The following is an 18,852-nucleotide window of genomic DNA, read 5'->3' as shown; positions in this document are numbered from 1 at the left end:
GAGACCTGAATATAGGTCTTTAAACTGGTCTTTTCAAGATGGTAGGTGGGTGGCACATCCATGAACCCCTCCCGCCTCTTCATCCACCGCCCCGTCGCCACCGGCCTGTTCATGCTGGCCATCGTGCTGTCGGGGTTGCTGGGGCTGCGCTTTTGCCGCTGGCGGCGCTGCCGCAGGTGGATTACCCGACGATCCAGGTGCAGACGCTGTACCCGGGCGCCAGCCCGGACGTGATGAGCCGTACCGTCACCGCGCCGCTGGAGCGCCAGTTCGGCCAAATGGCGGGGCTGGCGCGCATGAGCAGCACCAGCGCGGCAGGCGTCTCGATCGTCACGCTGCAGTTCGGCCTGAAGGAGTCGATGGCGGCGGCCGAGCAGCAGGTGCAGGCGGCCATCAATGCGGGTGGCTCGCTGCTGCCGGCCGACCTTCCGGCGCCGCCAGTGTACGCCAAGGTGAACCCGGCGGACGCGCCGATCCTGACGCTGGCGATCACCTCCGACAGCCTGCCGCTGACCGAGGTGCAGAACATGGTCAACACGCGGCTGGCGCAGAAGATCAGCCAAATCAGCGGCGTGGGCCTGGTCACGCTGGCGGGCGGGCAGCGGCCCGCCGTGCGCGTGCAGGGCAACCTGGAGGCGCTGGCCAGCATGGGCCTGGGGCTGGACAGCCTGCGCACGGCCATCAACGGCGCCAACGTGAGCAGCGCCAAGGGCAGCTTCGACGGCCCGCGCCGCGCCTACACCATCAACAGCAACGACCAGCTGCTGACGGCCGAGCAATACCGCGAGCTGATCGTGAGCTACCGCGGCGGCGCGCCGGTGCGGCTGAAGGACGTGGCCGAGGTGATTCGGGGCTCGGAGAACAGCCGCCTGGGCGCCTGGGCTGGCATCAAAGAGGGCGCCACCGTGCGCGCCACGGGTGCCGCCGATGCGCCGACGGCGGGGCAGACCAGCGGCGAGCTGGTGCACGCCATCATCCTGAACGTGCAGCGCCAGCCCGGCGCCAACGTGATCGCCACGGTGGACGCCATCAAGCAGCAATTGCCCGAGCTGACTCAAGGGCTGCCCGAGAGCGTGCGCGTGGCGGTGCTGACCGACCGCACGCAGGGCATCCGCGCCTCGGTGCAGCACGTGCAGATCGAGCTGCTGCTGGCGGTGGTGATGGTGGTGCTGGTGATCTTCTTCTTCCTGCACAGCCTGCGCGCCACGCTGATCGCCAGCATTGCGGTGCCGATCTCGCTGGTCGGCTCGGCGGGGGTGATGTACCTGCTGGGCTTCTCGCTCAATAACCTGAGCCTGATGGCGCTGACGATTGCGACGGGGTTTGTCGTCGATGACGCGATCGTGGTCATAGAAAACATCTCCAGACACCGCGAGATGGGCAAGTCGCCCTGGCAGGCCGCCATCGACGGCGCGGGCGAGATCGGCTTCACCATCATCTCGCTCACGGTGTCGCTGGTGGCGGTGCTGATTCCGCTGCTGTTCATGCAGGAGGTGATCGGCCGCCTTTTCCGCGAGTTCGCGGTGACGCTCGCGCTGACGATCCTGATCTCCGCCGTGGTGTCGCTGACGCTGGTGCCCATGATGTCTGCGCGCTGGTTGGAGCCGCTGGATCACGCCCAGGGCCGCATCGGCGGTGCCATGCAGCGCGGCATGGACCGCGTGATCGCGCAGTACGACCGCGGCCTGCACTGGGTGCTGGCGCACCAGCCGCTGACGCTGCTGATCGCGCTGGGCACGCTGCTGCTGACGGTGCTGATGTACTGGGCGATTCCCAAGGGCCTGTTCCCGACGCAGAGCACCGGCCAGCTGCAGCTGCGCGTGCAGGCGCCGGCCGATGTGTCGTTCGACCGCATGGCGGCGCTGCAGGGCGCCGCGGCCGAGGCGGTGCTGGGCGATGGGGCGGTGCAGTCGGTCAGCTCGGTGGTCGGCGTGGACGCGGCCAACAACACCATGCTGAGCAACGGGCGGCTGGTGGTCAACCTGCGGCCGCGCGGCCTGTTCGGCGAATCGCAGCCCGCCATCATGGAGCGCCTGCGCACCAGCGCCGAGCGCGCCGCGCCGGGCACGACGGTGCTGGTGCAGCCCACGCAGGACCTGACGGTGGACAGCGAAAGCGGCGCCACCGAATACCGCTTTGCGCTGGAGGGCGTGAACACCGCCGAGGTGGATGCCTGGGCGCAGCGGCTGGCCGTGCGCCTGCGCGACCTGCCCGAGCTGCGCGGCACCGCCACCGACGCCGGCGCGCAGGGCAAGGCAGCCTTCGTGCAGGTGGACCGCGACAGCGCCTCGCGCCTCGGCATCACGGCCAGCAGCATCGACGACGCGCTGTACAACGCCTTCGGCCAGCGCATCGTCTCGACCATCTTCACCGAGACCAACCACTACCGCGTGATACTGGAAGCACAGCGCGACGATGCGGCCAGCCTGCATGCGCTGATGAACCTGCCGCTGCGCACGGCGGGCGGCGCGACCGCGCCGCTGTCGAGCATCGCCGCCATCGTGGAGCAACCCGCGCCGCTGCAAGTGACGCGCGTGGCGCAGTACCCTGCCGCCACCGTGGGGTTCGACCTGGCGCCCGGTGTGTCGCTGGGCGCGGCGGTGCGGGCCATCAAGGCGGCGGCGCAGGCCGAGGGGCTGCCGCAGGGCATCACGCTGCGCATGACCGGCTCTGCCGGCGCCTACGAGGGTTCGCTGTCGAACCAGCTGTGGCTGATTCTGGCGGCGCTGGTGTGCGTGTACATCGTGCTGGGCGTGCTGTACGAGAGCTACATCCACCCGCTGACGATCCTGTCCACGCTGCCATCGGCGGGCGTGGGCGCGCTGCTGGCGCTGTGGGTGACGGGGCACCCGCTGGACATCGTGGGGATCATCGGCCTGATCCTGCTGATCGGCATCGTGAAGAAGAACGCGATCATGATGATCGACTTTGCGCTGGATGCCGAGCGGCACCAGGGGATGGCGCCGCAGGAGGCGATTCATCAGGCGGCGCTGCTGCGCTTTCGGCCCATTCTGATGACGACGCTGGCGGCGCTGGCTGCGGCGCTGCCGATGATGCTGGCGTTTGGGGATGGGGCGGAGTTGCGGCGGCCGCTGGGGTTGGCGATCTTCGGTGGCTTGGTGTTGTCGCAGTTGTTGACGCTGTTCACGACGCCGGTGATTTATTTGTGGTTTGACCGGGTGGCGGCGCGGGTTCGGGGGCGCGGGGGTGTGGTTGAGGGGTGGGGCATGCGTGAGAAGGCATGTCTGGGTGCTTTTGAAAAGATAGCTGCTTGCGCAGGTGGGGTGGGCGCTGGGGGTTGTTTTGACTTGAATTCTGGCGGTGTGGGGTATTGCTCCCTCGCCCCTTTGGGGAGAGGGCTGGGGTGAGGGGCCTGGGCGTTGGGAGCGCTGTTGGCCGGGATGTGCGCCCGGCGGCGAACCTACTTTCTTTGCTCCGCCAAAAGAAAGTAGGCAAAGAAAAGGCGGCCCCACTGGCTGCGTCCCTCCGCTTCGCTGCGGGCAACCTGCGGTGCTCGCGGGCGGGGTGCGCTGCGGAACTCGCTTCGCGCTTACGCGCTTCGCTCAGACAGCCGCAGCGAGTCAGATCACGATGCGCGTGCATGCTGCGCTGCACGCGCTCACCCCGCCCGCTGCGCTCCTCGGCGCATCCAGAGGGGAAGGGGACAACCACACGGGCCATCGCTGCGCTCGGCCCTGGGTTTTTCTCTTTGTGGGAGCGGGCTTGCCCGCGATGGGGCCTATGTTCTTCCGATGCGTTCATCGCGGGCAAGCCCGCTCCCACACCCAGTCACCCAGGCTGAGCGCAGCGATGGCCCGAAGGGGCTTGTTGAAAGCCCCTATGGCCGTGCCGAGAAGCGCAGGGCGTGGGGCGGGCGCGGCAGCGCAGCATGCCGCGCTTCGTGCTCTGACTTGCTGCGGATGTTCGAGCGGCGTGAGCGCAGCGAACAAAGCGAGTTCCGCAGCGCCGCCTCATGCCCGAGCATCGCAGGTTGCCCCGAAGCGAAGCGCAGGGGACACGGCCAGCGGGGTCGCTTTTTCTTTGGTTACTTTCTTTTGGCGAAACAAAGAAAGTGACTGCGCCGCCGGGCGCACATCCCGGCCAGCAGCGCATCCAAACAACGACAGCCAGCAAAGAAGCCGAGCAGCCCCTCACCCCCACCCCCGGATCAAGTCCGGGGCAGGCTCTCTCCCAGCGGGGCGAGGGAGTAACACCCCAGGGGAGGCCAAGTGAACCTCTCCCGCCCCTTCATCCACCGCCCCGTCGCCACCGTCCTCCTCACGCTCGGAATCGCGCTCGCGGGCATCGTCGCCTTCTTCCTGCTCCCCGTCGCCCGCCTGCCCGCCGTCGACTTCCCCTTCATCAGCGTCAACGCCAGCCTCAGCGGCGCCAGCCCGTCCGACATGGCGCGCAGCGTCGCCACGCCGCTGGAGCGCTACCTGGGCACCATCCCGGGCGTCAACGAGATGACGTCGTGGAGCAGCACCGGCCAGACCCGCGTGATGCTGCAGTTCGACCTGAACCGCAACATTGATGACGCCGCGCGCGAGGTGCAGGCCGCCATCAACGCCGCCCGCGTCGATCTGCCCGCCACGCTGCGCAGCAACCCCACCTACCGCAAGCGCAACCCCGCTGCGCAACCCTTCCTGATCCTCGCGCTCACCTCCGACACGCGCACGCCGGGGCAGGTGTACGACGCCGTGAGCAACATCGTCAGCCAGCGGCTGGCGCAGGTGCCGGGCGTGGGCGATGTGGAACTGGGCGGCGGCTCGTTGCCCGCCGTGCGGGTGGAGCTGAACCCGTTCGCGCTCAACGACCTGGGCCTTTCCAGCGAGGACGTTCGCGCCGCCATCCAGGCCAACAACGCCAACCGGCCCAAGGGCATCGTCGAAGTGGGCGGCACCGAATCCGGCCGCGCGCTGCAGGTCAACACGCCGCCGCCGGGGCTGCGCGCGGCGTATTACCGCGACCTCATCATCGCCTCGCGCGGCAGCGCGCAGGTGCGGCTGGGCGACGTGGCGCGCGTGATCGACAGCGTGGAAGACACCCGCCGCCGCGGCATGTTCAACGGCAAGCCGGCCATCGTGGTCAACGTCACGCAGCAGCCCGGCGCCAACCTGATCGAAACCGCCGACGCCATCAACGCCATGCTGCCGGCGCTGCGCGCGCAGCTGCCGCAGGACATCACGCTCGACGTCGCCATCGACCGCACTGGCATGATCCGCGCGTCGGTGCACGAGGTGCAGCTCACGCTGCTGATCTCGATCGTTCTGGTCGTCGTCGTGGTCGGCCTGTTCCTGCGCAACCTGCGCTCGGCGCTGATTCCGGGCGTGGCCACGGTGGTGTCGCTGCTGGGCACCTTCGCGGTGACGTACGCGCTGGGCTATTCGCTCAACAACCTGACGCTGATGGCGCTGACGGTGGCCACCGGCTTCGTGGTGGACGACGCCATCGTGGTGCTCGAGAACATCTCGCGCCACCTCGAGAAAGGCGCGCCGCGGCTGGAGGCGGCGCTGCGCGGCGCGCGCGAGGTGGGGTTCACGGTGCTCACCATCAGCCTGTCGCTGGTGGCGGTGTTCATTCCGCTGCTGTTCATGGGCGGCGCGGTGGGGCGCATGTTCCGCGAGTTCGCCATGACGCTGTCGATCGCGGTGATGATCTCGCTCGTCATCTCGCTCACCACCACGCCGATGATGTGCGCCATGCTCCTGAAACCGCAGCGCGATGCGGGCGAGCGGCAAAGCGTGGCGCAGCGCAGCCGCGGTGCCGTGGCGCGCGGCCTGGCGCGGGCGCAGGGTGCGCTGGAGCGCGCCTACGGCCACGCGCTCGACTGGTCGCTGGCCGCGCCGTGGACGGTGGTGACGGTGCTGGCCGTGGTGGTGGCGCTCAACGTCTACCTGTTCATGGCCATCCCCAAGGGCTTCTTCCCCGAGCAGGACAACGGGCAGCTGCAGGGCGGCCTGCGCGCCGACCAGAGCATCTCGTCCAGCGCCCTGGCTGAGAAGCTGCAGCAGGCCGTGGACATCGTGCGGCGCGATCCGGCCGTGGCCACGGTGGTGGGCTTTTCAGGCGGTGGCGGCGCGGGCGGCGGCTTTCTGTCGGCCGCGCTCAAGCCCCTAGCGAGCGCACCGAAAGCACGCGCGAGGTCATCAACCGCCTGCGCGCGCCACTGAACCAGATCACCGGCCTGCGCGTGTTCCTCAACCCGGTGCAGGAGCTGCGCATGGGCGGGCGCAGCAGCAACAGCACCTACCAGTTCACGCTGAAGGCCGACAACCAGGCCGACCTGAAGACCTGGGTGCAGCGCCTGTCGGACCAGATGAAGCTGGACGCGCGCCTGACCGACGTGGACGACGACCAGACCGAGAACGGCGTGGAGACCTTCATCGATATCGACCGCGACCGCGCCGCGCAACTGGGCGTGACCACCAGCGCCATCAACAGCGCGCTGTACAACGCCTTCGGCCAGCGCAGCGTGGCGACGATGTATGCCGACATGAACCAGTATTCGGTGGTGATGGAGTGGGCGCCCGAGTTCGCGCAGTCGCCCGTGGTGCTGCGCGACGTGTTCGTGCCGGCGGGGCGGGTGAGCGCGGCGGCCAGCGGCGATGCGGCCGCCACCTCAAGCGCCACCGCCGCTGCCTCGGCCAACCCCGCGCTGCGCAGTGCCTCCACCGGGCAGCCGCTGTCGGCGCAGGAAAGCCGCATGGTGCCGCTGTCGGCCTTTGCCACGGTGCGCGAGCGGGCGGTGCCCACCTCGGTGATGCACGACGGCGGCGAGCTGTCGTCCACGCTGTCGTTCAACCTGGCCGATGGGGTGTCGCTGGACCAGGCGCGCCAGGCCGTGCGCGAGGCAGAAAGCGCCATCGGCATGCCCAACAATGTGCGCGGGCAGTTCAGCGGCGCGGCGGGCGAGGCGCAGAAGCAGCAGTCCGAACAGGTGATCCTGATCGCCGCCGCCATCGTGGTGATCTACATCGTGCTCGGCATCCTGTACGAAAGCCTGATCCACCCGGTGACGGTGCTGACCACGCTGCCCTCGGCGGGTTTTGGCGCGGTGTTCTCGCTGATGGCGATGAAGATGGAGTTTTCCATCATGGCGCTGATCGGCGTGTTTCTGCTGATCGGCATCGTGAAGAAGAACGGCATCCTGATCATCGACTTTGCGCTCGATGCGCAGCGCTCGCGTGGGTTGACGGCCGCGCAGGCCGCGCGCGAGGCGGCGCTGATGCGCTTTCGGCCCATCATGATGACCACGCTGGCCGCCGCGCTGGCGCGCTGCCGCTGGCCATCGGCTTCGGCGTGGGGGCCGAGCTGCGCCAGCCGCTGGGCGTGACCATCATCGGCGGCCTGCTGGCCAGCCAGTTGCTGACGCTGCTGACCACGCCGGTGGTCTATGTGCTGCTCGACAAGCTGCGGCGACGGCCGGCGAATGAGGCGATGTTGGCAAGAGGGGTGGCTTGAGGATGTTGATATGAGCGCGGTCTGTTCTTTCCATGCACCTGTCGAGCGGCCCGGATACTCCCTCGCCCTTTTGGGGAGAGGGTTGAGGTGAGGGGCTGGGGCGTTGGATGCGTTGCTGGCCGGGATGTGCGCCCGGCGGCGCAGTCACTTTCTTTTGTCTCGCCAAAAGAAAGTAACCAAAGAAAAGGCGACCCCACTGGCTGCGTCCCTCCGCTTCGCTGCGGGCAACCTGCGGTGCTCGCGGGCGGGGTGCGCTGTCGAACTCGCTTTGTTCACTGCGTTCACGCCGCTCAAACATCGCCAGCGAGTCAGATCACGAAGCGTGTGCATCCTTCGGTGCACCCGCTCACCCCGCCCGCTGCGCTCCTCGGCGCATCCAGAGGGGAATGGGAAAACCACACAGGCCATCGCTGCGCTCGGCCTGATGAGGGGCGCTGAATTGTCATGAATAACTACCAAAAAGATAGCTGCTCGCGCTTTTCAGTTGGGCGCCAACGCCCCAAAACGTTGGTAGGCGCTGTGGTTGTGGCCTGCCTGCTCAGCGCCTGCTCGCTGGCACCCAAGACGGCCATGGAGCCGATGCCGGTGCCCCTGCACTGGAAGAACGCCGCGCCGGCCGAAGGCTGGGTCAGCACCGACGAGGCGCGTGCCTGGTCACAGGGCCAGTGGTGGCTGCTGTTCGACGACCCGGTGCTGCAGGGGCTGATCGCGCGGGTCGATCTGAACAACCAGAACCTGAAAGTCGCCGCCGCCAACGTGGCGCAGGCGCAGGCGCTGCTGCGCCAGCAGCAGGCCGAGTTCATGCCGCAACTGGGCGCGCAGGCCAGCCAGCAGCGCAGCGGCGGCGACGACCGCGCCACCAGCGGCGCTGCCAGCATCAACCTGAACGCGAGCTGGGCGCCCGACTTGTGGGGCCGCATCCGCGAGGCGGTGAACGCGCAGTCGGCCAGCGTGCAGGCCAGCGAGGCCGACCTGGCGGGCGCGCGCCTGAATGCGCAGGCCAGCCTGGCCGAGGCCTATCTGGCCCTGCGCGCCACCGATGCCGAGATCGCGCTGATGGATGACATCATCGCCGGCTACCAGCGCAACGCCCGCATCACGCAGAACCGCTACGACGTCGGCGTGGTGCCGCGCACCGACACCTTCCAGGCACAGAGCACGCTGCGCAACGCCCAGGCCACGCGCGTGGCGCTGCAGCGCAGCCGCACTGCCTACGAACACGCCGTTGCGCTGCTGGTGGGCGAGGCGCCGGCCGGCTTTGCCGTGGCGCCGGCGCCGTGGGTCCACACCGTGCCGCGCGTGCCGGCTGAATTGCCGTCGCTGTTGCTGCTGCGCCGCCCCGATGTGGCCAGCGCCGAGCGCGCCGTGACCGCCGCCAACGCGCAGATCGGCGTGGCGCGTAGTGCGTACTTCCCCAACCTCAACCTGAGTGCCAGCCTCGGCGCGGGCGGCGTGCACCTGGCCGATCTGGTGTCGGCCCCCAGCCTGCTGTGGTCGATTGGGCTGGCGCTGGCGCAGAACATCTTCGACGGCGGCGCGCGCGAGGCGCGGGTGGAGCAGACGCTGGCCGCGCGCGACGCCGCCGTGGCGCGCTACCGCCAGGCGGCGCTGACCAGCATGAAGGAGGTGGAAGACCAGCTCAGCGCCCTGGCCACGCTGGCCGCGCAGACGGAGCACGTGCGCGCTGCGGCCGATGCGGCCGAGCGCATCGAGCAGCAGCAGATGAACCGCTACCAGGCGGGCCTGACCTCGTACACCGAAGTGGTGCAGGCCCAGGCCAGCGCTTTAAGCGCGCGGCGCAGCCTGCTGCAGCTGCAATTGCAGCGCCAGCAGGCGGCGGTGGGCTTGATCCAGGCGCTGGGCGGCGGCTGGCAGGTGCCGTGGGTGGTCGAGAGGCCTATCGCACCGTTGTCGCCGGCGGCGCCGCGCTGACCTTGCGCTGCACGATCAGGTTGCGCTTGGCGTCGTCGGGGTTGGCGAAGGTGACGACGCCGTTGCGCACGGTGCCGAGGTACAGCATGTTCTCGGTCATCGCGTCATGGTCGGTCGAGGAGAAGGCGTTCTTGTAGGTGGCCACCACGCCGTAGTAGGGGCGGTCGTTGTTCTCCAGCGCATGCTTGATGGCCGGGCCGTCGAGCTTGCTGCGGTCCTTGATGGACATCAGGGCGTGGGCCAGCAGGTAGGTGCTGTCGTAGGCCTGGGCTGCGGCAATCGGCACCGCGATGCGGTCGGTCTTGTGGTGGCGCCGGTAGTTCGACAGGAAGGTGGCGCGGCGTTCGTTGCTGGGTTCGGCCACGAAGGTCATGGCCATCAGCGTGCCTTCAGCAGCGCTCTTGGCGGCGTCGATGTAGGTCGGGAAGGTGAGGCCCCACGGGCCGACCTGGGCCACCTTCCAGCCGAGGGCCTCGCGGGCGCGTGCGATCACCGCGTTCTCGGGGCCGACGGTGATGGTGAACAGCACCTGCGCGTTCGAATCGCGCGCCGCCTTCACGGCGTCGGTCATGTCCTTGACGCCGATATCAAAGCGACCGACATGCGCGGGCTTGAGCTTGTGCGCGGCCAGGGCCTTGGTGAAATCCTCCAGGCCCGCATTGCCATAGCCGGTGCTGTCTGCCAGCACGGCCACCCGGGTCCAGCCGCGGCGCACTACCTCGTTGACCACGAAGGGCACCTGAAGGCTGTCGCGTGCGGAGGTGCGGAAGATATAGCTCTCGGCCGCCGGGATGGTGCTGGTGATGGGCGTGCTGGTGGCGCAGGGCACGATCAGCGGCACGCGGGCCTTCTGGTAGATGTCGAGCGACTTGACGGCGTTGCCCGAGTTGCAGAAGCCGATGGTGGCCAGCACGCCTTCCTTGACCAGTTCTTCCGACATCTGGCGCGCGAGTTCGGGGTTGGCCTTGTCGTCGCGCACCACCAGCTCGAACTTGCGACCGACGTAGCCACCCAGGGCGTTGATCTCGCTGACCGCCAGCTCGACGCCGTTGCGCATCGAATTGCCGAAGTCGGCCGAGCCACCGGTGAACGGGCCGATGAGGCCGATCTTGATCTGGCTGTCGGCCTGGGCCGCGGCGGTTGGGGCCAGCACGAATGATGCGAGTGCGGCGGCGAGCAGGGCGGTGGCGTGCGGTCGGGTCATGATGAAAGGAACCTCTGGAAATCGAGGCGCATTGGAGCGGAGCCGACGCCTGTGCCGCTCAGGGTTTTCGCTGGTCGGTGTGCGGTTTTTCACGCAAACCCGGTGGGTGGTCGAAGTGCCGGCACAGCATCTCGATCAGGTCCTGGGCATAGCCCGGCAGCGTATCGCCCTCACGCACCAGCACGCGGCGCTCGCGCCACTTCCATTCGTCGGTCAGCTCGATCTGCGCCAGCTTCATGGCCTGCAGGTTGCGCCGGGCCGCGCTCTCGGGCACCACGCCGATGCCCACGCCGCCGCTGACCATGCGGCACATGGCGTCGAAGCTCGTGAGCTGGATGCGCAGTTTGAGCGTGCGGCCCATCTGCTCGGTGATGCGGTTCAGGTAGGCCTGCAGCGTGCTGCCGGTGTGCATGCCGATGTAGTCGTGTTCCAGTGTCTCGGCGAAGGCGATGCGCCGGCGGCGCGCCAGCGGGTGGCCGCGCGCCACCACCAGCACCAGCCGGTCGGTGGAAAAGTGCGTGGCGTGCAGGCCGGCTGTGTCGACGTCGCCGGCAATTATCCCCAAGTCGGCGCGGCCGTCGCGCACGCCGCGGGCGATGTCAGCGTTCGGTTTTTCCTGAAGGTCGATGTTGACGCGCGGGTGCTCGCGCAGGAACGCCGGCAGCAGCTCGGGCAGAAAATCCATCACCGCTGTGGTGTTGGCGAACACGCGCAGGTGGCCACGCAGGCCGCCGCCGTATTCCTGCAGCTCGGCGCGCAGCTGCTCGGTCTGGCGCAGCACGCCGCGCGCGTGGTGCAAGAAGGCGTCGCCCGCCGGCGTCAGGCGCACGCCGCGTGCCTCGCGGTACAGCAGCGGCAGGCCGGCCTGCTCCTCCAGCGCCTTGATGCGCGCGCTGGCCGACGCCAGCGACAGGTGCTGGCGTGCGGCGGCGCGGGTCAGGGCGCCTTCCTCGGCGGTGCGCACGAACAGGCGCAGGTCGGTCAGGTCGAATTGCAAGCGGCGCTCCTTGGGTAAACCCGCATGAGGTTTCGTGAAAACCGAAGGCTTGGTTCCGAATTCGCCGATTGTGGCGCAGCCTGCATGGGTGCACCATGCGGGCATGAGTCAAGACACCGCCAACACCCTGGACGCCGCCGCCATCGCCCACTTGCAGCAGTGGGTGGGCAAGAGCGAGGAACTGCACGACGACATCACCGCCGCGCCGCTGCGCGGCCTCTCCGCCACGCTGGACCGTGACGACGCGCAGCCGGCCAAGGGCACGCCCGTGCCGCCGCTGGGCCACTGGCTGTACTTTCTGCCGCAGGCGCCGCAGAGCCAGCTGGGGCCGGATGGGCACCCCAGGCGTGGCGGCTTTCTGCCCCCGTGCCGCTGCCACGCCGCATGTGGCCGGCGGGCGCCTGACGTGGGTGCCGGGCAACCCGCTGCGCGTGGGCGATGCGGCGCGCAAGGTCTCGCGCATCGAATCGGTGACGCACAAGAGCGGGCGGACGGGCGAGATGGTGTTCGTGCTGGTGAAGCACGAGGTGCACAACGCGCAGGGCCTGTGCCTGACCGAGGAGCACGACATCGTCTATGTCGCCGCGGCGCAGCCTGGCGCCAAGCCGGCGTCGCCCATCGCCGCCCAGACCGCGGCAACCTGGCAGCGCCGGATCGTGCCCGACGACGTGCTGCTGTTCCGCTACAGCGCGCTCACCTTCAACGGCCACCGCATCCACTATGACCGCCAGTACGTGACGCAGGAGGAGGGCTATCCCGGCCTGATCGTGCACGGCCCGCTGATCGCCACGCTGCTGACCGACCTGGTGCGGCGGCACGAGTCGCGTGCGGTGATCGAGCGCTTCAGCTTCCGCGCCGTGCGGCCGACGTTCGATGGGCATCCCTTCTTCGTCAGCGGCGAGCCTTCAGCCGATGGCCGCCACGTCAAGCTGTGGGCGCACGACCACGAAGGCTGGCTGACCATGCAGGGCGAGGTGGATCTGGCCTTCGTGTTGTAAGCCGAATCAGCCCCGAGTCGCTGCGGATTGGGCGGTGACAGCTCACTATTCAATAGCAAAATTGCATCATGAAAGCCATCAGCGACGACCAGTTCCCCGACATCCGCGACGCCGTGCGCGACCTGTGTGCGCAGTTTCCCGACGAGTACTTCCGCAAGGTCGACGAAGTGCGCGGCTACCCCAAGGAATTCGTCGACGCGCTGACCAAGGCCGGCTGGATGGCGGCGCTGATTCCCGAGGAGTACGGTGGTGCCGGCCTGTCGATGGCCGAGGCCTCGGTGATCATGGAAGAGATCAACCGCAGCGGCGGCAACAGCGGCGCCTGCCACGGCCAGATGTACGTGATGAACGCCATCGTGCGCTCAGGCAGCGAGGCGCAGAAGCAGAAGTACCTGCCGAAGATCGCCAGCGGCGAGATGCGCATCCAGTCGATGGGCGTGACCGAGCCGACCACCGGCAGCGACACCACCAGCTCAAGACCAGCGCCGTGAAGAAGGACGGCCGCTGGGTCATCAACGGCCAGAAGGTGTGGATCAGCCGCATCCAGCACAGCGACATGATGATCCTGCTGGCGCGCACCACGCCGCTGGCCGAGGTGCAGAAGCGCTCGGAAGGGCTGTCCTGCTTCCTGATCGACCTGAAGAGCGCCATCGGCAACGGCCTGACGGTGCAGCCGATCCTGAACATGGTCAACCACGAGACCAACGAGCTGTTCTTCGACAACCTGGAGATTCCCGAGGAGAACCTGCTGGGCCCTGAGGGGCGTGGCTTCAAGACCTTGCTCGATGGCCTGAACGCCGAGCGCACGCTGATCGCGGCCGAGTGCATCGGCGACGGCTACTGGTTCATCGACCGCGCCCGCCAATACGCCAGTGAGCGCGTGGTGTTCGGCCGCCCCATCGGGCAGAACCAGGGCGTGCAGTTCCCGATCGCCGAGGCCTTCATCGAAGTGGAGGCGGCCAACCTGATGCGCTGGAAGGCGTGCGAGAAGATCGACGCGCACCAGAACGCGGGCGCCGAGGCCAACATGGCCAAGCACCTGGCGGCGATGGCGTCGTGGAAAGCGGCCAACGTGTGCCTGCAGACGCACGGCGGCTTCGGCTTTGCATGCGAGTACGACGTGGAGCGCAAGTTTCGCGAGACGCGCCTGTACCAGGTGGCGCCGATCTCGACCAACATGATCTTCAGCTATGTGGCGGAGCACGTGCTGGGCCTGCCGCGATCATTTTGAAAAGAACCAACAGCCGAACGCAGAGGACGCAAGGATTCGCAGAGGACGCAAAAGGAAATACCCAACTTCTTTTGGCTGTTCTTTTGCGTCCTCTGCGAAATCTTTGCGTCCTCTGCGTCCGGTATTCGGTATTCATCCAGTGCTTGAGACATGACAAACCCCAGACCCCTCGACGGCATCACCGTCATCTCGCTCGAACACGCCATCGCCGCGCCCTTTGCCAGCCGCCAGCTGGCCGACCTGGGCGCCCGGGTCATCAAGGTCGAGCGCCCCGGCGTAGGCGACTTCGCCCGTGCCTACGACACCCGCGTGAAGGGCGAGGCCTCGCACTTCGTCTGGACCAACCGCAGCAAGGAAAGCCTGACGCTCGACCTGAAGCACCCCGACGCGCTCGCCGTGCTGAGGGATCTGTTGAAGAACGCCGATGTGCTGCTGCAGAACCTGGCCCCGGGCGCTGCCGCGCGCATGGGCCTCTCATGGGAGGCACTGCGCGAAAAGCACCCCAGCTCATCGTCTGCGACATCTCCGGCTATGGCGACAACGGTCCGTACCGCGACAAGAAGGCCTACGACCTACTGATCCAGAGCGAGGCGGGCTTCCTGTCCATCACCGGCACGCCCGATACGCCGTCGAAAGCGGGCAACTCGATGGCTGACATCGCCGCCGGCATGTACGCCTTCACCAGCATCCTGTCGGCACTGCTGCTGCGTCAGAAGACGAGCGAGGGCAGCCACATCGACGTGTCGATGCTGGAGGCGCTGGGCGAGTGGATGGGCTACCCGATGTACTACGCCTTCGAAGGCGCCACGCCGCCGCCGCGCACGGGCGCGTCGCACGCCAGCATCTACCCCTATGGGCCGTTCCCAGCCGGCGATGGCGGCACGGTGATGCTGGGCCTGCAGAACGAGCGCGAGTGGAAGAGCTTCTGCGACGTGGTACTGCAGAACCCGGCGCTGGCCACCGACGAGCGTTTCAACGCCAACGCCCAGCGCAACGCCAACCGCGAGGCGCTGCGTGCGCTGATCGTCGAAGCCTTCGCCAAGCTGAGCACCGCGGAGGTCGAGGCGCGGCTGGACGCCGCGCAGATCGCCAACGCGCGCATGAACGACATGGCCGGCCTGTGGGCACACCCGCAGTTGAAGGCGCGCGAGCGCTGGCGCGATGTCGGCTCGCCCGCCGGCGCAGTGCCCGCGCTGCTGCCGCCCGGCCGCAACAGCGCGTTCGACTACCGCATGGACGCCGTGCCGCGCGTGGGCGAACACACCGAGGCGATCCTGCGCGAACTGGGGCGCGACGACGCCAGCGTGGCGCGGCTGCGCGAGGCCAAGGCGATCTGATCGCTACTTTGAAATGCACAGCGGTTCGCGCCGAATGACGACGGCTGAAATGCGAAAGAACCTGTGGGAGCGGGCGTGCCCCCGATCAAGCGCGAGCCATCACGAGCCCTTGCATCGGGGTCGAGGTTGCTCCTGTAACCATAGCTGCTTGCGCTTGCCAGATAAGCGCTGGAGCCTGAAATGACCATGAAAACCTCTTCTGCTGCCCAACTGGCGACGTTCGCCGCCGGCCTGCGCTTCGACGCGATCCCCGAGCCGGTGGTGCGCTTCGCCGAGAACCTGCTGGTCGACTGGTTCGGCTCGGCGGTGGCCGGCCATGGCTCGCGCCCGGTCGAGACCATTGCGCACTTCGCGCAGAGCATGGGCCCGGCCGAGGGGCCGAGCGAGGTCCTCGTCAGCCGCGCCGGCACCACGCCTTACCTGGCGGCGCTGGCCAACGGGGCGGCATCGCACGTGGCCGAGCAGGACGACGTGCACAACGGCTCGGTGTTCCACCCGGCGACGGTGGTGTTTCCGCCCGCCGTGGCGGTGGCGCAGGCTCTTCAAGCGAGCGGGCGCGATCTGATCACGGCCAGCGTGGCCGGCTACGAGGTCGGCATCCGCGTGGGCGAGTTCCTGGGGCGCTCGCACTACAAGGTGTTCCACACTACCGGCACCGCCGGCACGCTGGCGGCGGCCGCGGCGGTGGGGCACCTGCTCAAGCTCGATGCGGCGCAGATGCTGCATGCCTTCGGCTCCGCCGGCACGCAGTCGGCCGGGCTGTGGGAATTTCTGCGCACCGCGGCCGACAGCAAGCAGCTGCACACCGCGCACGCGGCCGGCGCGGGCTTGATGGCGGCGTATCTGGCGCGCGACGGCTTCACCGGCGCGGCCGACATCTTCACCGGCCCGCAGGGCCTGGCAGCGGGCATGAGCAGCGACAGCGACCCAGCGCGCCTGACCGACGGCCTGGGCACACGCTGGGCCACGGCCGAGACCTCGTTCAAATGGCACGCCAGCTGCCGCCACACGCACCCGGCGGCCGACGCGCTGCTGACGGTGATGGCCGCGCACGGCGTGAAGGCCGGCGACATCGCCCAAGTCGTCACCCACGTGCACCAGGGCGCCATCGACGTGCTCGGCCCGGTGGTGCAGCCGGCCACCGTGCATCAAGCCAAGTTCAGCATGGGCACCGTGCTGGCGCTGGCCGCGCAGCACGGCCATGCGGGCCTGACCGAGTTCGACCGCGACTACCTGAGCGCGGCCACGCAGGCGCTGCGCGACAAGGTGAGCATGGTGCTGGACGAGGAAGTCGACGCCGTCTACCCGCGCCGCTGGATCGGCAAGGTCACGGTGACCACCACCGACGGCCGCACGCTGCACGGCCGTGTGGACGAACCCAAGGGCGACCCTGGCAACACGCTGACGCGCGACGAGCTCACCGCCAAGGCGCTGCGCCTGGCGGCCTGGAGCGGCGGCGCGCAGCCGGCCGAGATGCAGGCCGCCATCGATGCGCTGTGGAACGTGGCGAGCTGGCCGCGCGTGGGGCGTTTGCTGGGGCAGGCGGCATGACGCCGGTGCATGTGGTTCGGTTTTCTCCTTCCCCGCTGGGGAAGGCAGGGATGGGGGCGTGCCCGTGCCCAAAGGGGCGGTGCGGCCCCCACCCCAACCCTCCGCCAGCGGGGAGGGCGCAGAGGCAGGGGTCGCCGGATGAGTGGGCCATCGCCCATGGCCTCGGCCTGCAGCTTCCTCTTCGTGCCCGGTGACCGGCCCGAGCGCGTGCCCAAGGCGCTGGCCAGCGGCGCGCACGCCGTGATCGTCGATTGGGAAGACGCCGTGGCGCCCGCCGCCAAGGCCGGTGCGCGCCTTGGTCTGACCCAGCTGCTGCCCACGCTGCCCGCCGCTGATCGCGCGCGCCTGGCGCTGCGCATCAATGCCGCCGGCACGCCGTGGCACGCCGACGACGTGGCCGCTCTGCCCACGCTCGCGACGCAGGGTCTGGGCGCGGTGGTGGTGCCCAAGGCCGAGAGTGCCGCCGCGCTGCAGCCCGTGGCCGCCGCGCTGGGCGGGCAGGGCGCACTGCTGCCGCTGATCGAATCCGCCGCCGGGCTGGAGGCCGTGCGTGCCATCGCCGCTGCGCCGCAGGTGGCGCGCCTGCTGTTCGGTCACCTCGACTTCCAGGCCGATCTTGGCCTGGCCTGCGGGCCGGACGAGGCCGAACTGGTGCCGGTGCGCCTGCAGATCGTGCTGGCCTCGCGCCTGGCGGGGTGGTGCCGCCGGTGGACGGCGTGACGACCGACACGCAGGACACGGCGTTGGTGCAGTCGCACGCGGCGCGTGCGCTGCGCGGCGGCTTCGGCGGCAAGCTGTGCATTCACCCGGCGCAGCTGGCGGCGGTGCACGCGGCCTTTGCGCCCGCGCCGGAGCAGGCCGACTGGGCGCGCCGCGTGGTCGATGGCTTCGCGGCGGCGCAGGGCGGCGTGTTCAGCATCGATGGCCGCATGGTCGATGCGCCGGTGGTGGCGCTGGCGCGGCAGGTGCTGGCGCGTGCCGCGCGCATCCGCGTGCCACAGGGTGCGAGCGGCCTCGGATAGGCCGCACCAGCTTTCCACGGTTTTCGGGGTTTCATGGTTGCAGGCGCGCCCCGCCAAACCGATCAGACAGGCGCCTTGGCTTCACATCATCAGGAGACAGCAAATGGCCTTTCGAATCAAACGCACGATCCAGCTGGCGCTGGCCGCCACCGCACTGGCTGCGGCCAGCGCCGCCACGGCGCAGGGCTTTCCGAGCAAGCCCGTCAGCATCATCGTGCCCTTCGCCGCTGGCGGGCCGACCGACGTGGTGGCGCGCCTGATCGCCGTGCCCATGGGCAAGGCGCTGGGGCAGACGGTGATCGTCGACAACGCCGTGGGCGCCGGCGGCACCATCGCCGCCGCCAAGACGGCGCGTGCGCCGCACGACGGCCACACGATCTTCCTGCACCACATGGGCATGTCCACTGCGCCGGCGCTGTACCGCAAGCTGGCCTTCGATCCGCTGAAGGACTTCGAGTACATCGGCCAGGTGGTCGACGTGCCGATGACGCTGCTGGCGCGCAAGGACTTCCCGGCCAGCAACTTCAAGGAGCTGCAGGCCTACCTGAAGGCCAACGGCAACAAGGTGACGCTGGCCAACGCCGGCCTGGGCGCGGTGTCGCACCTGTGCGGCCTGCTCTTCATGAGCCAGATCGGCGTGGAACTGACCACGGTGCCGTACAAGGGCACCGGCCCGGCCATGAACGATCTGCTGGGCGGCCAGGTGGACCTGCTGTGCGACCAGACCACGCAGACCGTGCCCTTCATCAAGGACGGCCGCATCAAGGTCTACGGCGTGACCACGCACAACCGCCTGGCATCGCTGCCCGACGTGCCGACGCTGGACGAGCAGGGCCTGAAGGGCTTCGAGGTGAAGGTGTGGCACGGCATGTACGCACCCAAGGGCACGCCCAGGGAGGTGATCGACAAGCTGAACGCCGCGCTGAAGACCGCCATGGCCGACCCGATGGTGACCAGGCGCCTGGCCGAGCTCAGCTCCGACATCCCCAGCGCCGACAAAATGACGCCCGAAGGTTTGCGCAGCCACCTGCAGGCCGAGATCGCCAAGTGGGGGCCGGTGATCAAGAAGGCGGGGATCTACGCCGATTGAGAGCCAAATCGGCCTTCAGCGCTTGA

5 protein-coding genes and 6 pseudogenes are annotated in these 18,852 nt (G+C 68.7%); 9 read left to right on the top strand and 2 right to left on the bottom strand.

Annotation, left to right across the window (positions count from 1 at the left end; genetic code table 11):
- The first annotated feature begins 60 nt into the window (after positions 1 to 60).
- The 3 genes and pseudogenes from H0I39_RS02530 (at position 61) to H0I39_RS02520 (ending at position 9,396) form a co-directional block, all read left to right on the top strand.
- Positions 61 to 3,368: pseudogene (locus tag H0I39_RS02530) on the top strand (efflux RND transporter permease subunit).
- 861 nt (positions 3,369 to 4,229) lie between these two features.
- Positions 4,230 to 7,464, top strand: a pseudogene (locus H0I39_RS02525) (efflux RND transporter permease subunit).
- 525 nt (positions 7,465 to 7,989) lie between these two features.
- The gene (locus H0I39_RS02520; RefSeq protein ID WP_308645745.1) at positions 7,990 to 9,396 is read left to right on the top strand and encodes an efflux transporter outer membrane subunit; all 1,407 of its coding nucleotides are present in this window, start codon (positions 7,990 to 7,992) and stop codon (positions 9,394 to 9,396) included.
- Here H0I39_RS02520 and H0I39_RS02515 read toward each other — a convergent pair.
- Complete coding sequence (locus H0I39_RS02515) at positions 9,362 to 10,600, bottom strand: ABC transporter substrate-binding protein (RefSeq protein ID WP_180549457.1); 1,239 nt, start codon at positions 10,598 to 10,600, stop codon at positions 9,362 to 9,364. The genes H0I39_RS02520 and H0I39_RS02515 overlap by 35 nt on opposite strands.
- A 58-nt stretch (positions 10,601 to 10,658) precedes the next feature.
- The gene (locus H0I39_RS02510) at positions 10,659 to 11,597 is read right to left on the bottom strand and encodes a LysR family transcriptional regulator (RefSeq protein ID WP_257645578.1); all 939 of its coding nucleotides are present in this window, start codon (positions 11,595 to 11,597) and stop codon (positions 10,659 to 10,661) included.
- A 103-nt stretch (positions 11,598 to 11,700) separates the two neighbouring features.
- On the opposite strand from H0I39_RS02510, the pseudogene H0I39_RS02505 reads away from it, so the two are divergent.
- The 6 genes and pseudogenes from H0I39_RS02505 (at position 11,701) to H0I39_RS02480 (ending at position 18,826) form a co-directional block, all read left to right on the top strand.
- Positions 11,701 to 12,595 (top strand): annotated as a pseudogene (locus H0I39_RS02505) (HTD2 family dehydratase).
- A gap of 68 nt (positions 12,596 to 12,663) precedes the next feature.
- Positions 12,664 to 13,826, top strand: a pseudogene (locus tag H0I39_RS02500) (acyl-CoA dehydrogenase family protein).
- 150 nt (positions 13,827 to 13,976) lie between these two features.
- Positions 13,977 to 15,163: pseudogene (locus H0I39_RS02495) on the top strand (CaiB/BaiF CoA transferase family protein).
- Between the two features lie 180 nt (positions 15,164 to 15,343).
- Positions 15,344 to 16,714, top strand: coding sequence for an MmgE/PrpD family protein (locus H0I39_RS02490; protein ID WP_180549455.1), 1,371 nt, complete (start codon positions 15,344 to 15,346; stop codon positions 16,712 to 16,714).
- A 138-nt stretch (positions 16,715 to 16,852) separates the two neighbouring features.
- Positions 16,853 to 17,736, top strand: a pseudogene (locus H0I39_RS02485) (HpcH/HpaI aldolase/citrate lyase family protein).
- A gap of 103 nt (positions 17,737 to 17,839) precedes the next feature.
- The gene (locus H0I39_RS02480) at positions 17,840 to 18,826 is read left to right on the top strand and encodes a tripartite tricarboxylate transporter substrate binding protein BugD (RefSeq protein WP_180549454.1); all 987 of its coding nucleotides are present in this window, start codon (positions 17,840 to 17,842) and stop codon (positions 18,824 to 18,826) included.
- The last annotated feature ends 26 nt before the right edge of the window (positions 18,827 to 18,852 follow it).

The organism is Ottowia beijingensis, assembly GCF_013423955.1.
Taxonomy (GTDB): Bacteria; Pseudomonadota; Gammaproteobacteria; order Burkholderiales; family Burkholderiaceae_C; genus Ottowia; species Ottowia beijingensis.
The sequence above is the reverse complement of the archived record's forward strand: the minus strand, read 5'-3'. Positions and strand labels throughout refer to the sequence as shown.

Bases quoted from the DNA above. Each gene is read 5' to 3' on its own strand.
- H0I39_RS02515 (WP_180549457.1), bottom strand. From the start codon at position 10,600: ATGACCCGACCGCACGCCACCGCCCTGCTCGCCGCCGCACTCGCATCA.
- H0I39_RS02490 (WP_180549455.1), top strand. From the start codon at position 15,344: ATGACCATGAAAACCTCTTCTGCTGCCCAACTGGCGACGTTCGCCGCC.
- H0I39_RS02480 (WP_180549454.1), top strand. From the start codon at position 17,840: ATGGCCTTTCGAATCAAACGCACGATCCAGCTGGCGCTGGCCGCCACC.